Source organism: Streptomyces sp. NPDC028368, from assembly GCF_055565615.1.
This window is the reverse complement of the sequence record NZ_JBVHTY010000014.1, coordinates 87,575-106,342: the sequence shown is the minus strand read 5'-3', so window position 1 is coordinate 106,342 and position 18,768 is coordinate 87,575. Positions and strand designations below refer to the sequence as shown.

The window sequence follows — 18,768 nt, the reverse complement described above, 5'->3', positions numbered from 1 at the left end:
TCAGGCCTCGTCTTCCGTGGTGCCGTCGGCCGCCGTGCCGCCCAGGAAGTGGAATCCGGGACGCGGGTGCATCAGGAAGTCATGGTGCGAGATGTTCCAGGCGTACGCCCCGGCCACGCCGAACACCACCCGGTCCCCGGCCCGCAGCCCCGGCGCCGGGACATTGCGCGAGAGGACGTCCTTGGGCGTGCAGAGCTGGCCGGTCAGCGTGACACGGTCACCCGTCGCGGCCGAGCGGGGCCAGGCGTGCGGCCACGGCGCCTCGGACGGCAGGACCGTGCAGGGCTGGTCGTGTCCCTTGGTCGCCGGGGTGCGCAGATGGTGGGTGCCGCCGCGGACCACGGCGAACTCCTCGCCGTGACTGTGCTTCACATCCAGCACCTCGGTGGCGTACCAGCCGCAGTACGCGGTGAGCGCGCGGCCCGGCTCGATGCGCAGCGTGAGGCCGGGGTGGGCGGCGGCGAGGCGGGCGAGCCCCGCGCCGTAGGCCGGCCAGTCGAAGCGGGCATCGGGGTCGGCGTAGTCGACGGCCATACCGCCGCCGATGGTCACCTCGCGGAGGTCGATGCCGTGGCGTCCGGCGAGACGCGCGGCCCACGTCACGATGGCCTCCGCGACGGCGAGCTGCTCCGGAGCCTCCAGGCCGCTCGCCAAGTGGGCGTGGACACCGCGGAGTTCGAGGTGCGGGTAGGTGCCGTCGGTGAGCAGCGCGACGGCCTCGTCGGCCCGGCCGGGGTCCATGCCGAAGGGTGTGGGGCGGCCGCCCATGGCCAGCGAACTGCCGTCCAGGGCGCCGTCGCCCACGGGGAGGTTGAAGCGCGGCAGTACGGCGATGCGGCGGTCCGAGGGGTGCCGGGCGGCGAGCTCGGCCAGCATATGGAGCTCGTACACGCTCTCCACGTGGAAGCGCTCGACGCCCAGGTCCAGCGCCTGGGTGACCTCGGCGGGCGTCTTGCCGGGGCCGCCGAACGCCAGCGGGGAGCCGGGGACGGCCTTGGAGACGTGAGCCAGCTCGCCGCCCGAGGAGACCTCGTAGCCGTCGACGTACGGGCGCAGCGCGGTCAGGATCTCCGGTTCCGGGTTGGCCTTGGCGGCGTAGTACAGCTCGACGGGGGCGGGAAGGGCGGCCCGGATCCCGGCAAGGTGTTCCCCAAGAGCCGTCAAGTCATAGACATAGGCCGGGAGTTCCGCGGACGGCAGGGTGCGGGCGCGGGCGCGGACGCGGTGGGTGGGGGCGGTCATCGGGCGCTCCAGGGGGCGGTGTCGTCGGTGCGTGCGGCGCCGGTCAGGACGGACTCGGCGAGCGGCGAGGGCAGCAGGACGTAACCGGCCTCGCGGTCGGCCTTGCGTTCCCAGCGGGTCAGCAGATTGGCCTTGGCGGGCAGCGGCACACCGGCGAGCAGCGCGGCCAGCCGGGGCGGGCAGCCGTACCGGTCGGCGTGCGCCTGGAGCGTGCGCCGGACCTCGGCCCACAGCTCCGCCTCGGTGCCCGGGTGCAGATCGGCGAGCGCGGCGAGCATCTCGGCGACATGGTTGACCAGCAGGCAGTAGACCACCCGGTCCCAGCCGCGCTGGGCGTCGTAGGTCATCGGCGCCGCGACCGCGTCGGGCAGCGCGGCGAGCAGCTCGGTGTGCTGCTCGGGGACGAGCTTGGTGCCCTCCAGGTCACGGAAGAGGACCTGGGCGGGCATGCCGTCGCCGTCGACGCAGACCACGACGTTCTGCAGGTGCGGCTCCAGTACCACGCCGTGGTCGAAGTAGGCGGCGAGCACCGGCGGGAGCAGCAGCTTGAGGTAGGCCGCCCACCAGTCGAGCGCGGCCCGCGGGCCCGCGCCGTCCAGGAGGCGGGAGATGTGGGCTGCGCTGTTGGGGTACTCGTCGGCGACCGCGGCGGCCAGCAGCGGGGTGGTGCCGGGGAGCAGCCGCTGGGCGAGGCCCTCGCGGATGATGACGCCGAACCCTTCGAGCAGCTCGGTGTCCGGGCGGCCGTCCGGGCCCGGCAGCGCGAGGCTGCGGTAGGCGGGCTCACGGAGCACCGCACTGCCCGGGAAGCGGGCGGCCAGGTCGGCGAGGACCGGCTCCAGCAGCCGGGTCAGGGCGACCGCCCCCGACAGCTCATAACTGGCGTTCTTCCGGAGGCAGTTGGTGATCCGGACGTTCAGGCTGAACTTGAGGAAGGACGCGCCGTCGTAGAGCGTACGGACGGACGCCGTGGCCGCGAACGGGGTACGGCCGGCACCCAGGACGAGGATGTCCTCGCGGTCCAGGGCCTCCTTCAGCACGGGGTGGTCGCGCAGCATCTCGTACTGCCAGGGGTGGACGGGCAGCAGCCGGTAGCCGTCCGGGACGTCATGGTGCAGCGCGTCCAGGGGTGCGGTGTCGCCGGGTGCGGCGGACTCCTCGGCGATCAGCTCGTCGCGTACGGCGAGCAGCAGCAGCGGGAAGGACGCCCCGCTCTCCGGCGCGTACGACCGCCAGGAGGCGGCGTCCCCGGTGCGGGCCTTGGGGGTGGGGTGGAAGCGGTGGCCGAGGATCAGGGACTGTTCCGAGGCGAGGTAGGCGGCCGGCCCGTCGTCGGTGCCGGCGGCCGGGCGCGGCACCGTACGGCTTTCGAGCGCGGCGGAGACGGCCTCGTGGCTGGAGGCGATCTGCGTCAGGAACTCGTCGTTGTGCACACCGGTCCGCAGCGACAGCTCGGCGTGCACGTACTCGGCCAGCCGGCGCCAGCCGACCTCGGCCCAGCCGCCGTCGCGCTCCTCGGACACCGGGCCGGTGAACCGGTGCGCGCCGAGCAGCGAGGTGCGGCGCAGCGCGACGCGCAGCAGCACACCGCGGCGCGGCAGCCGGAGCAGCAGATGGCCGGTGTCGACGGCGGTCTGGTGCTCGGGCCCGGAGACCTCGCGCAGCAGACAGTTCAGCAGGGTGTGCGCGACAGCCTGGTCGGCGGTGGGCGGACCGGCGGGCGCGCCGACGGGGGCGGCGGGGGCCGGGGCGGTACCGGGGGAATTGGTCAGCGGGGGCATCGAGGGCTCCTGCGGGTGCGGGGGAGACGGGGCAGCAGAGCGGGGATGGCGGTCACGAGCACTGTGACCAGGGCTATCGCGGTACCGATCAAGAGGGGCGCGGCGGGGCCGAACACGTCGTTACCGGCCGCCGCGGCCAGGCCGGCGGCGACGGCGCCGGCCTTGGAGAAGAATTCGATGGAGCCGAACAGCCCGCCGGGGGACCGGCCCTTGGCGCAGTCGGCGGCCAGCACGGACAGACAGACCAGGCCCATGGTGAGCCCGGCGCCGAGCACCAGGCGGACCGCGATGAACGAGGTGAGCGAGTCGGCGAAGCCGTGACCTGCCAGCCCGAGCGCTATACAGCCGAAGCCGAGCGCGATGCCGAGCCGGGGGCGGGTGCGCAGCAGCGAATGCGCCGCCATCGCCGCGACCAGGTAACACATATGCGGCAGGGCGAACAGCACACCGGACAGCATCGGTCCGGTACCCGGTATGCGCTCCTTGATGAGCGAGATCAGGTACGGGAAGGAGATCACGGTCGAGAAGACGAAGGCGAACTCCAGCGCGTAGAGGGTACGCAGGGAAGCGGCCGAGGCGCGTCCGGACGGCTCGGCGGCGGCCTCCACGGCCGTGGTGCCCTCCGCCTCGGTCCCGGTCCCGGTCCCGGTCCCGGTGGCGGCCTGCGGCCGCGCGGCCGAGGACGCCCGCGGCGGTTCCGGCAGGGCCGCCAGCATCAGGGCGGCGGCCAGCGGCAGCACGGCCAGCAGGGCGTACTGCCGGTGCGGCGAGAGCCAGGGCGTCAGCGCGCCCACGACAATCGGTGCGAAGACCAGCGCCGCGCGGGCGCTGCCCTGCATCACCGTCAGCGCCCGGGACAGCGCATGGCCCTCGAGTGACGCCCCCAGATAGCCATTTGACGCGGCGAAGGTACCGCCCAGCACACCCTGGACGACCAGCGCCGCGGCGAACGTGCCGAGGGAGTCCGCCCAGCCGGCCAGCAGGAACGCGGCGGCGAGCCCCAACTGCGCACGCAGCAGCAGCCGTTTACGTCCGTAGCGGTCGGCGAGGCGGCCCCACAGCGGGGCCCCGATGGCGCCGAAGATGGTCGGGACGATATAGAGCAGTCCGGCCCAGCGGGCGGCGCCGTCGCCCAGCTCGGGCAGGATCTCGGTGAGGTACGGCGGCAGGCCCAGGGCGGCGAACGACGCCACGAAGTAGCAGCCGGCCACCGCATGCACCTGACGGCGCGCGAGCCCCGGCCGGACCTTGGTCTCGACGGCGTCCGCCGCGGTCCGGTGTGACGTGCCTGCCGTACGTGCGGTGTCTGACGTGGATGATGTGTCCGACGTCCGTGACATGTCCGACGCACGTGACGCGTTCGATGTGTGTGACGTTGCGGAATTCATCGGGAACTCCTCGTCGGCAGCAGATAGTTGGGGCCGCTGGTGTAGTGCTTGTTGATATCGGCGGCGCCCGAGCGCTCCTTGGACAGCAGACTCCCGGCGCTGACCATGGCCTTTATCGGAAGTTCGGGCGCCTCCAGGACGGCGGCGCGCAGCGCGGCGCCCGGCTCGCCCGGAGCGGTGCCCAGCCGCTCGACGGCCTCGGTGAGCCGGCCGCGGACCAGCTCCAGCAGCCGCCCGAGCGGTGCCCGCCCGTGCCGGGCCAGCCCGAAGGCGTACGAGCCCGCGCACAGATGGAGGGTGATGGTCGTGAACAGGTCCAGCACCGGCCGGTCGTCATCGGCGAATATCCGCGGGTCGGCGAAGTCCGCGAGGTCCGGGGCGTCCGCGCCCAGGGTGTCCCGCAGCCGGAGCGTGTTGATGCGCGGCGCGTCATTGTCCTTGAACAGCAGCCGCAGCCGGGTACCGCCGGCCGCCCGGTCCAGCACCAGCGAAATGTTCTGCTGGTGGGATTCGAGCGCGATGCCGTAACCGAAGAGCGTGGTCTGCCAGTCGAACAGCAGAGTGAGGCAGGCGTCCAGCAGGGCCAGCGGGTCGCCGCCGTAGAAGCGGTCGGCGAGGTGGTCGATCACCAGCCGCCCGCCCGGCGCCCGGCTCAGCAGCGCGGCCATCGGCACCACGGCGCTGCCTTCGAGACCGGCCGGATAGCGGCGGCACAGCACGGCCAGCAGTTCGTGGCCGGCGTGCGCGTAGACGGTCTCGTCGGCCTGCAGGACCGAAGCCGCGAACCGCGGCTCGCGGGCGATCACCTTCTCCAGCAGCCGCTGGCCCTCGGCACCGTCGATGAGCGTACGGGGCTTGATGGTGCGCCGGTTGCGCAGGCCCAGCGTCGCGGTGGCCAGCGGCAGCTTGAGGTGCAGCCGCGGGTCGGCGGGCAGGGCCACGGTGCGCATCGACAGCGTGGGGACGGCGGCGAGCGGGGCGTGCGCGGACAGCACCGCCTCGCCTTCCAGCCCCCTCTCGCGCAGCGCTTCGCGCAGCGGGTCGCCGAGCGTCAACGGGTGAACGGGGAAGGGGAGATGACTGCCGTCGAGGTGCGGCAGACCCAGTTCCGCAGGCGTCGGCCAGCAGGCGGGCAGGGCCGCCTCGCCGCCGGCCACGGTGACCGCGGCGCGCGGCAGGGCGAGCCAGCGCAGCGCGAAGTCCGGCCGGAACTCCGGTGCGTACGCGCGCAGCTGTGCCTCGTCCAGGCCGGACCGGCCCCGGGAGGCCGGATAGACGGGATGGTCGAGGCGGGCGGCCAGCGCGTCGTACGCCAGTCCGCCGTCCAGCCCCGACCAGGCCGCCGGATCGTCCCCATGACGCTTCGTCAGCTCGACCTCGGCCTCGTTCCGCGTACGGGCGTGCAGCCGCATCGTCGCCAGGGTCTGCCGGCACTCCTCGGCGAAGGCGTCGAAGCCCTCGTGATCCTCGGGGTCGGCGAGGGCCCGCAGCGCGCCCAGCACACCGTCGACCGTGGTCAGCCGGATGCCGTCGGACTCGCGGACCAGCAGCGGCAGCCGGGCGGCGTACGCGCTCTGGTAGCCGTCCGCGCCGAGCGGCAGCAGCAGGGCGCCGGCCGCTTCGTCCGCGGGCAGCCGCAGCCAGGGGCCGTCCGGCCGCTCCAGTACGGTGCCGCGGGTGCGCAGCCCGACGACGTCCTCGCGCAGTAGCGCGCCCAGGACCCGTATCAGCAGTTCGGACTCCTCGGCTTCCCCCGAGGCGTCCCCGGCCCGGCTGCCGGTGGTCTCCAGTGCCACGCTCACGACGAGATCTCCCAGCGCTCGGCGGCGAAGAAGGCGGCCACGGCCCGGTCCACGGCGCCCTGGTCGGTGCCGATGGCCCGCACCACGCCGAGGTAGTCGCGGTTGGTGCGGTAGTGCGGGTGCCCGGTGCCGACCGCACGCAGGGGCCGGTAGGTCAGCCGTATGCCGTCCACCGTCCGGTCCGCGGCTTCCGGGGCCGCGGTGAGCGTCCCGGCCCGGTCGGCGAGGGCGTACTCCACCCGGGCGGCGCCGTCCCCGCGGGCGCCGAGGTCCGCGGGCAGCGGCTCGCCCAGATGCGTCCGCAGGACGTGCTCGAACAGCGGGATGTCCAGGACCTGCGCGAGCAGCAGATCGCACTGGTCGCCGATGACCCGGTAGTTCACCTCGATGAGCCGCGCCCGGCCCTCGTGCACCACGAACTCCGTGTGGCAGGCGCCGAACCCGACACCCAGCGCGTCGAGCTGGGCCAGCACCTGGGCGGTCACGGACTCCGGATGGGCGGCGATGAAGGCGTGCCGCTCCTCGATGAAGGTCGGCGGCGCGGAGATGACGGAGTGGAATCCGCCCAGGGCGTGGCGCACCATGCCGTCGCCGAGCGTTTCCAGCGTGTACAGCTCGCCGGCCAGGAACTCCTCGGCGACCAGCGCCGCTTCCGGCCGCCGCGCCCGGATCTCCTTGGCCCGCAGCACCAGTTCCTCGGGCCCCTCCGCCAGCACGACGTCCTCGCTGGCCACGCCCTCGCGGGGCTTGATGACACAGGGGTAGGGCAGGCCGGCGGCGGCCAGTGCGGCCGGGTCCTGGCCGGGGGCGAGCTCCACGGACCGTACGGTGTCGGCTCCGACGGCGGCGAGATGACGCCGCATCTCGGCCTTGTTCTTGGCGCGCAGCGTGGCCCGCCAGTCCTTGCCGGGCAGGCCGAAGTACGCGGCGGCCAGCGCCGCCTGGGTCTGCAGATGGTCGCTGTTGGTGAAGATCGCGTCGGCCGGGCGGTGGCCGGCTACGCGGGTGATGACGGCGCGGAAGTCATGGACGTCGCACTCCAGGACCTCGGTCTGGGGGGAGCGGCGCCGGTGCGCTTCGGGCTGGTCGGTCAGGACCGTGACGTCGAGACCGAGGCGGGCGGCGGCGGGCAGAAAACCCTCGGTGACCGAGTCGGTGGGGTTGAGGGCGAGCAGATACATCCGCATGAGCGGGACCCCTTCGGGATCATGGGGGGTGCGGGGGACGGGCGGGCGCGGGCCGGAAGAGGTCAGGTACCCTACGAAAGGAACTGATTACTCTCCGTAATCGTTGCCGGGTTGGGAAGGGAGGCGCCGCGGAGCAGCGGGTGCAGGGCGTACAGGGCATACAGGGCGTACGGGGCGTACGTCCAAGGCCCGCGGGCACCTCGTCTTCCTGACGGCCGCTTCTCGCCGCCGATCAGGCCTTCGGTGACGGCTGATCAGGCCGACGACGGCAGCCGGTCAGGCCGGCGGTGAGGCCGGCGGTGAGGCCGGTCGTTCGGCGATGACGGCCGATTGTTCGGCGATGACGGCCGGTCAGGCCTTCGGCAGCGGCACGCCGGTGGCCTTCGCCACGTCGGCGAGCATGTGCTCGGCGGCCTGGATGCCGATGCCGGACATCCACGTCTCGTCCGGCACGTCGAAGACCTTGTGGTTCTTGACGGCGGGCAGCGCCTTCCAGACCGGGTTGGACGTGACGTCCTTCTGCTGGGTCTTGTCCGGCAGATCCGCGACGGTGACGAAGACCAGGTCGGCCTCGGCCTTGTCGATCTCCTCCGGACTGACGTCGAGCATGGTCTTGGCCGGGTCCGTGGAGCTCTGGGACTTCGGGCGGGCCAGCCCGATGTCGTTCAGGACGACGCCGCTGTAGGAGGACTTCTGGTAGAGGCGGGTCGGCCCGGCGACAAAGCGCACCACGGAGGCCGATGGCATCTTGCCGTGGTACTTCTTCTTGATCTCCGCGCCCAGTGCCTTGGCCCGCTCCTCGTACTCCTTGAGCTTCTGGCCGGCCTCCTTCTCCAGGCCCAGGGCCTGGGCGTGGACCTTCAGATTGGCCTTCCAGGGACCGCCGGTGGTCTCGGTGAAGACGGTCGGCGCGATGTCCTTGAGCTTGTCGTAGATCTTCCCGTGCCGGACCTTGGAGGACAGGATCAGATCGGGCTTCAGCGCGATGATCTTCTCGAGGTTCGGCTCCAGCAGCGGGCCGACGTCCTTGACGCCGTTGATCTCGCCCTTGAGGTACGTGGGGAAGCCGCCCTCGGTCTTCATGTGCGGGGAGACCGCGCCGACCGGCTTGATGCCGAGCGTGGTGACGTCGTCGAGCTCACCGGTGTCCAGCACGACGACGCGCTTCGGCTTCGCGGGGATCGGCACGTCGCCCATCGCGGTCTTGACGGTGCGCGGGAAGGCGCCGCCGCCCTTCTTGGCCGCGTCGTCGCCGGCGGGGGAACCGGCGCCACAGGCGGTGAGGGCGGCGGTGCCCATGACGACGGCGAGCAGCGCGGCGGGCAGCCGGCGGATGCCGCGGAAGGTGGTTCTGGTGACCATCAGGGTTCGACTTCCTTCGGGGGAGGGGAGAGAGGGAGGGGAGAGAGGGAGGGGAGAGCGCGCTCGTGGGGGAGAGCGGCAGGGTCAGACGGTCGCGGCGGTGTGCCGTTTCGCGCTGCCCTTGGGGACGACCAGCGGGGTGCCGGTCTCGGGGTCGGGGATCACCCGGCAGTCCACGTCGAACACGGACTTGACCAGCTCCGCGTCGAGGACGTCCGCCGGGGCACCGGCCGCCGCCAGCTGCCCGTCCTTGAGGACCACGAGATGGTCCGCGTAACGGGCCGCCTGCCCGAGGTCGTGCAGCACCATCACCACGGTGCGGCCCGCCTCGGAGTGCAACTCGGCGACCAGGTCGAGGACATCGATCTGGTGCCGCAGGTCGAGGAAGGTGGTGGGCTCGTCGAGCAGCAGCAGATCGGTGTCCTGTGCCAGTGCCAGGGCGATCCAGGCCCGCTGCCGCTGTCCGCCGGAGAGCTGGTCGACGGGCTGGTCGCGCAGTACTGCGGTCCCGGTGCGCTCCAGGGCCTCGTCCACGGCCCGCTGATCGGTCGCCGACCAGGGGCTGAGCAGCTTCTGGTGGGGGTAGCGGCCGAGCCGTACCAGCGCCTCGACGGTGATCGCGTCGGGGGTGACGGGCTGCTGGGGGAGCAGGCCCATCCGCAGCGCGAGCGCCTTCGCGGGCATCCGGTGGATATCGGCGCCGTCCAGGGCGACGGTGCCCGCGGCGGGCGGCAGCAGCCGGGTCAGACCGCGCAGCAGGGTCGACTTGCCGCAGGCGTTGGGGCCGACGACGGCGGTGACGGCGCCGCCGGGCAGCACCAGATCGAGGCCGCCGACGATCAGCCGGTCGCCGTAGCGCAGATCGAGTCCGTGCGTGGAGAGCTGGTTGGCGGTCATCAAACACTCCTGTTCACGGAACTGCTCTGACGGATCATCAGCACCAGCAGCCAGGGCGCGCCCAGGGTGGCGGTGACCACCCCGACCGGCAGCCCGCTGACCGGTAGCAGATGCTGCGCCACCAGGTCGGAGGCGAGCAGCAGTACGGCACCGGCGAGGCCGGTCAGCGCCAGCGTTCCGGCGGTCGGCGGTCCGGCGAGGAACCGCACCATGTGCGGGACGGCCAGCGCGACGAAGGCGACCGGGCCGGTGAGCGCGGCGGCCAGGGAGGCCAGCACGATGGCGGTCACCAGGATCTGGAGGCGGGCGGCATCGGTGTTCAGCCCGAGCGCGCCGGCCGAATCGTCGCCCAGGTCGAGTACGGCCAGCCGGCGGTGCAGCGCGAAGGCGACGGCGAGTGCCACGGCCACCGCGCCGCCCGCGGCCCACACTTCGGTCCAGGTCCGTCCGTAGACCGAACCGGTCGTCCACTGGAGGGCGGAGCCCGCCAGCTCGGTGGGGAAGCGGACCACCATGAAGTTCACCGCGGCGGTGAGCCCGGCCTGTACGGCGAGGCCCACCAGCACCAGCCGGGTCACGCCGGCGCCGGAGCGCCGGCCCAGCACGCCCAGCAGCACCGCGGCGAGCAGCCCGCCGCCGAGCGCGGCCACCGGCATCAGCGCCTGCGAGGCACCGGCGGCCAGCATCACCACCGCACCGAACGAGGCGCCGCCGGTCACCCCCATCACATCGGGAGACGCGAGCGGATTACGGAACAGCCGCTGCAGCAGCGCACCGGCCACCGCCAGCCCGGCCCCCGCAACGATCGCGGCGGCCATCCGCGGCGCCCGGAACTCCTGGACGATCAGCACCGTGGCCGTATCGCCCAGCCCGAACAGCCCCTTGAGGGCATCGAGAGGCGGCAGCGGCATATCGCCGGTGGACACCGACACAGTGACGAGCGCGACCAGCACCACGAGCGTGCCGAGGGCGACCAGCGGGATGCGGCGAACCGGCCGGCGGCGGGCGGCGGTTGGCGCGGCGGGAGAGGTAGGACGTAGAACGTCGGTCATCGGGCCACCTTCCGGGCGAGCAGCGCCAGCAGCGGGGCGCCGAGGAACGCGCTGATGATGCCGACCTGCAGCTCCGACGGCCGGATGACGATCCGTCCGAGAACATCGGCGGCGAGCAACAGCAGCGGTCCGGCGATCAGGCAGCCGGGGATCAGGACCCGGTGGTCGGAGGTGCGCAGCAGCTGCCGTACGAGATGCGGCGCGGCCAGCCCGATGAAGGCGAGCGGACCGCACACCGCGACGGCCGAGGCGGCGAGCAGCACCACCGCGAGGCCGCCGGCCAGCCGGATCCGGGTCACCGGCACACCGAGTGCCTGTGCCGAATCGTCGCCCAGGGCCAGCGCGTTGAGCGCCGGAGTGAGGGCCAGCGCGATGACCAGGCCGGCCACCAGGGTCGGCAGTACCGGCCAGAGCACCGCCAGCGGGCGCTCCGCCAGCGAGCCGGCCAGCCAGAACCGGGCCTCGTCCAGCGACCGCTTGCTGGCCAGCATCACCGTCGACGTCCAGGACAGCAGGACGAGTTGGAGGACCGTACCGCCCAGCGCGAGCCGCGCCGGGTCGAGATCGCCGGCCCGCCGGGCCAGCGCCTGGGCGAAGACCGCGGCGGCCGCGGCGCCCGCGAAGGCGAACCAGAGGTATTCGGCGGGGCGGGTCAGATGCAGCGCGTAGATCGCGGTGACCACGGCGAAGCCGGCGCCCGCGTTGATGCCGAGCGTGGTCGGGGAGGCGAGCGGGTTACGGGTGATGCCCTGGACGACCGCCCCGGCGACGCCGAGCGCGGCGCCGACCGCGAGGCCGATGATGGTCCGCGGCAGCCGAAGTCCCGTCACCACAAGGGCGTTGCGCCCGTGCGCGGTGCCGGTCAGGGCGTCGAGAACGGTGGAGAGCGGTACGGAGCGGGCACCCAGCGCGAGGCTCAGCGCCACGCAGACCGCCAGCGCGCAGAGCCCGGCCAGGAACAGCGGGATGCGCCGCCGGGTCTGCGCGGCGGGGCGCGGACCCGGCACGGGGGGCGCGGTGGCAGGTGGTTTGGTCGTCGGCACGCGTCGTTACATTAGGTTAGGCATACCTAAATGCGCAAGTGGGGGGAGCGGAAGCGGTCAACTGTCTTTTTCGTCGGCGGAATCGGGATGGAACCCCACCTTTCGAAGGCTCCGTCGAAAGGTGGGGTGATGCGACCCCACGCGGTTGACTCGCTTAAAAAGTGTATCGATTGCACTTTCTTAGTCACTGTGCTTTTCTTGGGTCATGACCACCATCCCCCGTATCGCGATCATCGGCGGCGGCCCCGGCGGGCTGATCTGTGCCCGGGTTCTCCAGCGGCAGGGCATCCCCGTCACCGTCTTCGACCGCGATGCGTACGCCGAAGACCGCCCGCAAGGCGGCACGCTCGACATGCAGGAAGGCACCGGACAGGAGGCCCTGCGCGCGGCGGGCCTGGACAAGGAATTCTTCGCCGTCGCCCGCCCCGAGGGCCAGGAGATGCGGCTGCTGGACCACACCGGCACCGTCCTCTTCCGGCACGCGCCCGCCGCCGGCGAGCAGCGCAAACCCGAGATCGACCGCGGCGAACTGCGCCGCCTGCTGCTGGATTCCCTCGCCCCCGGCACCGTTCACTGGGGCCGCTATCTGCACACCCTCCACCCGCGCGGCGACGGCACCCACACGGCGGAATTCGACGGCGGCCATACCGAGACCTTCGACCTGGTCATCGGCGCCGACGGGGCCTGGTCCCGGGTGCGGCCGCTGCTCTCGGACGACGCACCCCACTACTCGGGCGTCACCTTCGTCGAGACCCTTTTCGACGACGTCGACACCCGGCACCCGGCCGTCGCCCAACTCGTCGGCGACGGCGGCATGATGGCCGCGCACGACAACAAAGGCCTGATCGCCCAGCGCAACAGCCGCGCCCGTGTCCGCGTGTACGCCGCCTTCCGGGACTCCCGGGACTGGGCACTGGAAGGCGGCGTGAACGTGGCCGACCCGGAGGCCGTACGGGCCGCCCTGCTGGAGCGCTTCGCCGGCTGGGACGACCGGCTGCTGGCACTGCTGCGGGACAGCGACGGCGGGTTCGTCAACCGGCCGCTGTACGCGCTGCCGGTGCCCCACACCTGGACGCACACCCCGGGGCTGACGCTGCTCGGCGACGCCGCGCATCTGATGACGCCGTTCTCCGGTATGGGCGCCAACCTGGCCATGCTCGACGGCTGTGAACTCGCCCAGTCCCTCGCCCGGCACGCCGAGTTGGACGAGGCGGTGCGCGCGTACGAGGCCACCATGCTGCCCCGCGCCGCACAAGCGGCCGAGGGCGCCGCCCGCGGCCTGGCCAACGCCATCGCCCCGGACGCCCCGCAGGGCTCCCTGCGCCATCTGCGCCGCTACTCCTGACCGGCCGCCCCGGGCCGGCCGCTTCCGGGTCCGGCCACGGCGCAATGGCCTCCACTGTCCGTAGCGACTCCACTTTCCGAGCCGCTCAACCCTGAGAGTTGGTCTGACGTGATGACTGAGCCGACAGCCGGCCGCCGGGAACGCAAGAAGGCCCAGACCCGCAAGGCGCTGGCGGACGCCGCCCTTCGGCTGTTCCTGGAGCGGGGATACGACCAGGTGAGCGTCAAGGACGTGGCCGAGGCCGCCGATGTGTCGGTGACCACCCTGTTCAAGCACTTCAGCGGCAAAGAGGCGTTGGTGTTCGACCAGGACACCGAGCGGGGTGCGGCGCTGGTCGCGGCGGTACGCGACCGCGAGCCCGGCCGGACGGTCCTGGACGGACTGCACGGGCATCTGCGGGACATGGTGCTCAAGGTTCATCAGGTGCCGGAGTTCCGGACGTTCCGGGAGCTGATCGAGGGCACGCCGGCGCTCAGTGAGTACGCGCACCGCATGTGGATGCGGCACGAGACGGCCCTGGCCGCGGCGATCGCCGCGGAGGTGGGCGCCGACGAGGACGATGTGGCGGTCCGTGCGCTGGCCCACTACGCGCTGGCCGCGCCCCGGCTGGCCGGCGGCCGCGCGGACCCCGGGGCGGCGGTGGACCGGATCTTCGCGCTGCTGCGGCACGGCTGGGGGGATCCGGGGGGCCGACAGGGCTAATTGTGAGTTCGTCACACGAATAGCTCCTCGGCCGTCGTTGCGTCGCTGGATTCTTCTGATTTACGCGTAATGTCCGCTTCGCGCCAATGGTGGCATTGCGCGTCAAGAACAGGAGATCCATATGTCCACGACCGACTTCTTCGGGGGCCGAGGTAAGCAGCTGGCGGCCGGTGCAGGTGCCCTGACCGCGGCCCTCACCCTCGGTGCGACGCTGCTCGCCGCGGCGCCCGCTCAGGCCGCACCCCCCTCGCCGCCCCAGGGTGCGGCCGCGAAGCCGTACGGCACCATCACCGCCAGCCACGGCCTGGCCCTGCGTCAGGACCCGAGCACGGACGCCATGGTGCGCGGCTACGTCCGCCACCAGGCCCGGATCGGACTGCAGTGCAAGGTTCGCGCGCAGAACATCGACGGGAACAACATCTGGTACCTGATCCGTGAATCCCGTGACAGCTGGATCTCGGCGAAGCATGTGAACAACAGCGGATCCGTCAAGTTCTGCAAGGATCTGTCGCGCAAGGTCATGCCGAGCGTACCGAGCAGGTCGAACAAGCCGAACAAGCCGAACAAGCCGAACATGCCGAGCAAGCCCGGCAAGTCGTCGAAGCACGCCGTGGGCTGACCGGTCCCGGCGAGGCCCGGCCCGGTACCTCTGGGTGCCGGACCGGGCCTTCCGTATGTCCGGCGGACCCTTCCGTATTACTGGAACAAGTTCTACTGTGCCCCTCGATCCGGTATCCGACGGACCGTCAGCACCGCGGCACCCGTCGGGCCGGCGACCGGACCGGACGAACTGGAGGGGCCGTGCACCTCGAATACTCCCCCGAGCAGCAGCAGTTGCGCGCCGAGCTGCGGACGTACTTCGCCGAACGGGTGCCGGACAACGCCTACGCCCGGTATGCCGACCCCGCCGCGCAGAAGCGGTTCTACCGGGAGACGGTGCGTCGTCTGGGCGCCGACGGCTGGCTCGGCGTCGGCTGGCCCAAGGAATTCGGCGGCCGCGGGATGACCCCGCTGGAACAGTTCATCTTTTTCGACGAGGCCGCGCAGGCGGGGGTGCCGCTGCCGCTGATGGCGCTGAACACCGTAGGCCCGACGATCATGCAGTTCGGCACCGACGAGCAGAAGGCGTACTTCCTGCCCCGGATCCTCTCCGGCGAGATCGACTTCGCCATCGGCTACAGCGAACCGGACGCTGGCACCGACCTGGCGGCCCTCAAGACCCGGGCCGTACGCGAAGGCGACGAGGAGAGCGGCCACTACACCGTCAACGGGCAGAAGATCTGGACGACCAACGGCGACACCGCGGACTGGGTCTGGCTCGCCGTCCGCACCGATCCCGATGCGCCGCCCCACAAGGGCATCACCATGCTCCTGGTCCCCACCAGCGACCCTGGCTACTCCTGCACCCTGATCAACACCCTCGCCTCGCACGACACCACCGCCAGCTACTACGAGAACATCACCGTCCCCGCCTCCCGCCGCGTCGGCCAGGAGAACAAGGGATGGCGGATCATCACCAACCAGCTCAACCACGAGCGGGTCACCCTCGCCGCGCACGGCACCATGGCCATCCGCGCGATGTCGGACGTCCAACGTTGGGCCTCCGCGACCAAACTTGCCGACGGCCGCCGGGTCATCGACCTCGGCTGGGTCCGTGGACGGCTGGCCCGTACCCACACCAAACTGGAGGCGATGAAGCTGCTGAACTGGCAGATGGTCGACGCGCTCCAGCACGGCACGCTCACCCCGCAGGACGCCTCCGCGGTCAAGGTCTACGGCTCCGAGGCCCGGCGGGACGCGTACGCCTGGCTGATGGAGATCGTCGGCTCCGCGGGGCCGCTCAAGGAGGGCTCGGCGGGCGCGGTGCTGCACGGCGAACTCGAACGCGGCTACCGCTCCGCCGTCATCTTCACCTTCGGCGGCGGCAACAATGAGATCCAGCGCGAGATCATCTCGTGGATAGGCCTCGGGATGCCCCGCGTACGGCGCTGATCCGGCAGCGGAAGACGCGGAAGACGCGGGAGGTGCGGTGATGGCAGGCGATCCCGGGCTCTTCGGGCCCCGCTCGGTGACCTGGCAGATGCACGCTGACCCCATGATGTGGATCGCGGGCGTCCGCGCCCTCTATCTCCAGGCGCTGCACCCGCGCGCGGTGGCCGGCGTCATGCAGAATTCCGCTGCTTTCCAAAAGAACAAGAGGGGCCGGCGCGACGCCTGGGGCCGGCTGATGCGTACGGCGAACTTCGTCGGCACCCTCACCTACGGCACGACCGAGGCCGCCGAGCGGGCCGGCGCCACGGTCCGCGGCATCCACCGCCGGCTGTCCGCTCTCGACCCGGACACCGGTGAGCGTTACGGCATCGACGAGCCAGACCTGCTGCTGTGGGTGCACTGCGCCGAGGTGGACTCCTACCTCCACGTACTGCGCCGCTCCGGCTTCCCGCTCACCGATGCCCAGGCCGACGCCTATCTGGCGGAGCACCGGGTCAGCGCCCGGCTCGTCGGCCTCGACCCGGCCGGGGTCCCCGGCGACCGTGCCGCGCTCGCCGCCTACTTCGCGGCCGTACGGCCCCGGCTCGCGCTCACCCCCGGGGCCCGGCAGGTCGACGACTTCCTCCGCCGGCCGCCGACCCCCGCCCCGCTCGTCCCCGCCCGCGCACTGCTGTGGCACCGGGTGGCAGGCCTCGCCTACGGCGCACTGCCCCCCTACGCCCACGAGCTGTACGGGCGCCCGGCGCCCTCCCCCGCCACCGTCACCCGCCGACTGCGCGCCACCGGCCGCATCCTGCGCGCCATTCCCCCCACGCTGCGCTGGCAACTCCCGCCCCGGCACATCCTGCGCGCCGTCGAGCGACTCGGCCCCGGCACCCGCCCAGCGCCCTACAAGCTGCGCCGGTCGGCCGCCATACTGGACGCCCAGGAGGACCCGCAGGGGGAGCTGCACGACTGAACGCGGGGACGTGGACGGGGGCGGCGATACAAGATGGCGGAAAACAGGCTGATCCAGGGGCGGTACCGGCTGCTCGGCACCATCGGGCGCGGCGGTATGGGCGAGGTCTGGCGGGCCCGGGACGAATCGCTGGGCCGCCAGGTCGCCGTCAAGTGCCTCAAGCCCACGGGGCCGCGGCACGAACCGGGGTTTTTGACGGTGCTGCGCGAGCGCTTCCGGCGCGAGGCGCGGGCCGCGGCCGGCCTCCAGCACCGCGGGATCACCGTCGTCCATGACTTCGGCGAGGACGACGGCACCCTCTTCCTCGTCATGGAGCTGCTCAACGGACGCAATCTCAGCCAGCTGCTGGACGACAACCGGCGCCGGCCGCTGCCCGTCCCGGACGTCATCGACATCGCCGAGCAGGTCGGCGCCGCGCTCGCGTACACCCACGCCCAGGCCATCGTGCACCGCGACCTGAAGCCGGCGAACATCGTGCGCACGGTCGACGGCACGGTCAAGATCTGCGACTTCGGCATCGCCCGGCTCGGTCACGACATCGGATTCACCGCCCGGCTGACCGGCACCGGCGTCGCCATGGGCAGCCCGCACTACATGTCGCCCGAGCAGATCGGCGCGGACGCCGTCGACCACCGCAGCGATCTGTACTCGCTGGGCTGTGTGCTGTACGAGATCGCCACCGGCGCCCCGCCGTTCGGCACCGGCGACGCCTGGGCGGTACTGGTCGGCCACCGCGATACCGCCCCGCGGCCCCCGCGGCAGCACCGCCCCGACCTCCCCGAGGCGTATGAACGGATCGTCCTCGACCTGCTGGCCAAAGATCCGGACGACCGCCCCCAGGACGCCGATGAGCTGGTCAAACGCCTTGCCGACGCGCGCCATGGACGGACCGGGCGCCCCTTCCCGGCGGGGCACGACGACACCGAGCCCACCCGGCGCCAACCGTCGTGGACCCGCGGTATGACCACCGGCTCCCCGGCGGGTACGGCCCACCGGCGGCACCCGCACCCGGCCGACCAGGCCACCGCCGTCCTCACCGACACCTGGACCAGCGGCAGCGGCGACCGGCGCCGCGAGGCGTCCCCGGCCGCCGTCACCGCCCGGCCGTCACCGCCCGAGGATGCCCCCGAGGCCCTCACCGCGCGCCTGGAGGCCGGCTTCGCGCTGGGCAGGCTCGGCCGCCACTTCGAGGCGCACCAGATCTGTGCCGAAGTGCTGGCCGGGCGCGAGCGCGTCCTGGGCCCCGATCACCCCGACACCCTCAGCTGCCGCCATCACCTGGCGTTCGGCCTGGCCCGCCTGGGCCGGCTGGAGGACTGCTACGCGGTGGCCCGCGAGGTGGCCGACGCACGCGCCAGGGTGCTCGGCGCACGGCACCCCGACACCCTCGTCACCCGCTACGAAACCGCCTATGTCATGGGGCAGTTGGGGAAATGGGAGGAGGCGCTGCGGACGTACCAGGAGGTGGCGGCGGCGCGTGCCGCCACACTCGGCCCCACCCACCCCGACACCCTCGCCGCCCGCTACGAGACCGGCATCAGCTTCGGCCGGCTGGGCCGCAGCGCCGAGGCCCTGGCGCTCTACCGCGACCTGGTGGCGGCCCGTAACCGCGGACAGGGCGCCGACGACCCGGAGACCCTGCGTGCCCGGCACGGCCTGAGCGTTAACCTCGGGCGGCTGGGCCGCTGGGAGGAGGCGCTCGCCGAGGCCCGCGACGTGGCGGCGGCGCGCGGACGGGTGCTCGGCGCAGACCACCCCGACACCCTGGTCAGCAGCCGGGAGATCGCGGTGGCGCTCGGCTGGCTCGGCCGCTGGTCCGAAGCGCTCAGCGGCTACCGCCAGGTGGCCGACGCCCGCGAACGGGTCCTGGGCGCCGGCCATCTCGACGCGCTGGCCAGCCGTACGGACCAGGCCCAGTGCCTGGAACAGCTCGGCCGCACGGACGAGGCGGCCGCCCTCCACCGCCGCGTCGCGGCACTGCGCCGGCAGCGCGCCGCGCGGCGGTAGCGGTGCGGAT

General features: G+C 72.5%; 15 protein-coding genes. 6 read left to right on the top strand and 9 right to left on the bottom strand.

Features of this window, described 5'->3' with window-relative positions:
- The 9 genes from ACZ4S3_RS28900 to ACZ4S3_RS28860 all read right to left on the bottom strand — a co-directional run bounded on the left by ACZ4S3_RS28900 (position 1) and on the right by ACZ4S3_RS28860 (position 11,718).
- Positions 1-1,242, bottom strand: a complete 1,242-nt coding sequence (locus ACZ4S3_RS28900) for a type III PLP-dependent enzyme (RefSeq protein WP_467939213.1) — start codon at positions 1,240-1,242, stop codon at positions 1-3.
- Positions 1,239-3,023 carry an IucA/IucC family protein gene (locus ACZ4S3_RS28895; RefSeq protein ID WP_467939211.1) on the bottom strand — a complete coding sequence of 595 codons (1,785 nt, stop codon included), beginning with the start codon at positions 3,021-3,023 and terminating at the stop codon, positions 1,239-1,241. Before ACZ4S3_RS28895 ends, ACZ4S3_RS28900 begins: the two co-directional genes overlap by 4 nt.
- Complete coding sequence (locus ACZ4S3_RS28890; protein ID WP_467939209.1) at positions 3,011-4,363, bottom strand: MFS transporter; 1,353 nt, start codon at positions 4,361-4,363, stop codon at positions 3,011-3,013. The genes ACZ4S3_RS28895 and ACZ4S3_RS28890 overlap by 13 nt, the downstream gene beginning before the upstream one ends.
- A 44-nt stretch (positions 4,364-4,407) precedes the next feature.
- Positions 4,408-6,213 (bottom strand): IucA/IucC family protein, encoded by a 1,806-nt coding sequence (locus ACZ4S3_RS28885; RefSeq protein WP_467939207.1) that lies wholly within the window; start codon positions 6,211-6,213, stop codon positions 4,408-4,410.
- Positions 6,210-7,400: an ATP-grasp domain-containing protein gene (locus tag ACZ4S3_RS28880; RefSeq protein ID WP_467939205.1), complete on the bottom strand. Its 1,191-nt coding sequence runs from the start codon at positions 7,398-7,400 to the stop codon at positions 6,210-6,212. Before ACZ4S3_RS28880 ends, ACZ4S3_RS28885 begins: the two co-directional genes overlap by 4 nt.
- A gap of 351 nt (positions 7,401-7,751) precedes the next feature.
- Positions 7,752-8,762, bottom strand: a complete 1,011-nt coding sequence (locus ACZ4S3_RS28875) for an ABC transporter substrate-binding protein (RefSeq protein ID WP_467939203.1) — start codon at positions 8,760-8,762, stop codon at positions 7,752-7,754.
- An 84-nt stretch (positions 8,763-8,846) separates the two neighbouring features.
- Entirely contained in the window at positions 8,847-9,659 is an 813-nt protein-coding gene (locus tag ACZ4S3_RS28870; RefSeq protein ID WP_467939201.1) for an ABC transporter ATP-binding protein, read from the bottom strand.
- Entirely contained in the window at positions 9,659-10,711 is a 1,053-nt protein-coding gene (locus tag ACZ4S3_RS28865) for a FecCD family ABC transporter permease (RefSeq protein ID WP_467939199.1), read from the bottom strand. Before ACZ4S3_RS28865 ends, ACZ4S3_RS28870 begins: the two co-directional genes overlap by 1 nt.
- Complete coding sequence (locus ACZ4S3_RS28860) at positions 10,708-11,718, bottom strand: FecCD family ABC transporter permease (RefSeq protein ID WP_467939197.1); 1,011 nt, start codon at positions 11,716-11,718, stop codon at positions 10,708-10,710. Before ACZ4S3_RS28860 ends, ACZ4S3_RS28865 begins: the two co-directional genes overlap by 4 nt.
- 241 nt (positions 11,719-11,959) lie before the next feature.
- Between ACZ4S3_RS28860 and ACZ4S3_RS28855 the strand changes: the two genes are divergently transcribed.
- The 6 genes from ACZ4S3_RS28855 (at position 11,960) to ACZ4S3_RS28830 (ending at position 18,758) form a co-directional block, all read left to right on the top strand.
- Positions 11,960-13,099, top strand: a complete 1,140-nt coding sequence (locus tag ACZ4S3_RS28855; protein WP_467939195.1) for an FAD-dependent oxidoreductase — start codon at positions 11,960-11,962, stop codon at positions 13,097-13,099.
- Positions 13,100-13,210: 111 nt separating this feature from the next.
- Complete coding sequence (locus tag ACZ4S3_RS28850; protein WP_467939193.1) at positions 13,211-13,801, top strand: TetR/AcrR family transcriptional regulator; 591 nt, start codon at positions 13,211-13,213, stop codon at positions 13,799-13,801.
- A 121-nt stretch (positions 13,802-13,922) separates the two neighbouring features.
- A complete protein-coding gene (locus ACZ4S3_RS28845) occupies positions 13,923-14,420 on the top strand; it encodes an SH3 domain-containing protein (RefSeq protein ID WP_467939191.1) in 498 nt (165 codons plus the stop codon).
- A gap of 182 nt (positions 14,421-14,602) precedes the next feature.
- The gene (locus ACZ4S3_RS28840; RefSeq protein WP_467939189.1) at positions 14,603-15,793 is read left to right on the top strand and encodes an acyl-CoA dehydrogenase family protein; all 1,191 of its coding nucleotides are present in this window, start codon (positions 14,603-14,605) and stop codon (positions 15,791-15,793) included.
- Between the two features lie 40 nt (positions 15,794-15,833).
- Complete coding sequence (locus tag ACZ4S3_RS28835) at positions 15,834-16,751, top strand: oxygenase MpaB family protein (RefSeq protein WP_467939187.1); 918 nt, start codon at positions 15,834-15,836, stop codon at positions 16,749-16,751.
- A gap of 33 nt (positions 16,752-16,784) precedes the next feature.
- Positions 16,785-18,758 carry a serine/threonine-protein kinase gene (locus tag ACZ4S3_RS28830; RefSeq protein ID WP_467939185.1) on the top strand — a complete coding sequence of 658 codons (1,974 nt, stop codon included), beginning with the start codon at positions 16,785-16,787 and terminating at the stop codon, positions 18,756-18,758.
- Positions 18,759-18,768: the final 10 nt, after the last annotated feature.

Bases quoted from the DNA above. Each gene is read 5' to 3' on its own strand.
- ACZ4S3_RS28900 (WP_467939213.1), bottom strand. From the start codon at position 1,242: ATGACCGCCCCCACCCACCGCGTCCGCGCCCGCGCCCGCACCCTGCCG.
- ACZ4S3_RS28895 (WP_467939211.1), bottom strand. From the start codon at position 3,023: ATGCCCCCGCTGACCAATTCCCCCGGTACCGCCCCGGCCCCCGCCGCC.
- ACZ4S3_RS28890 (WP_467939209.1), bottom strand. From the start codon at position 4,363: ATGTCACGGACGTCGGACACATCATCCACGTCAGACACCGCACGTACG.
- ACZ4S3_RS28880 (WP_467939205.1), bottom strand. From the start codon at position 7,400: ATGCGGATGTATCTGCTCGCCCTCAACCCCACCGACTCGGTCACCGAG.
- ACZ4S3_RS28875 (WP_467939203.1), bottom strand. From the start codon at position 8,762: ATGGTCACCAGAACCACCTTCCGCGGCATCCGCCGGCTGCCCGCCGCG.
- ACZ4S3_RS28870 (WP_467939201.1), bottom strand. From the start codon at position 9,659: ATGACCGCCAACCAGCTCTCCACGCACGGACTCGATCTGCGCTACGGC.
- ACZ4S3_RS28865 (WP_467939199.1), bottom strand. From the start codon at position 10,711: ATGACCGACGTTCTACGTCCTACCTCTCCCGCCGCGCCAACCGCCGCC.
- ACZ4S3_RS28855 (WP_467939195.1), top strand. From the start codon at position 11,960: ATGACCACCATCCCCCGTATCGCGATCATCGGCGGCGGCCCCGGCGGG.
- ACZ4S3_RS28850 (WP_467939193.1), top strand. From the start codon at position 13,211: ATGACTGAGCCGACAGCCGGCCGCCGGGAACGCAAGAAGGCCCAGACC.
- ACZ4S3_RS28845 (WP_467939191.1), top strand. From the start codon at position 13,923: ATGTCCACGACCGACTTCTTCGGGGGCCGAGGTAAGCAGCTGGCGGCC.
- ACZ4S3_RS28835 (WP_467939187.1), top strand. From the start codon at position 15,834: ATGGCAGGCGATCCCGGGCTCTTCGGGCCCCGCTCGGTGACCTGGCAG.
- ACZ4S3_RS28830 (WP_467939185.1), top strand. From the start codon at position 16,785: ATGGCGGAAAACAGGCTGATCCAGGGGCGGTACCGGCTGCTCGGCACC.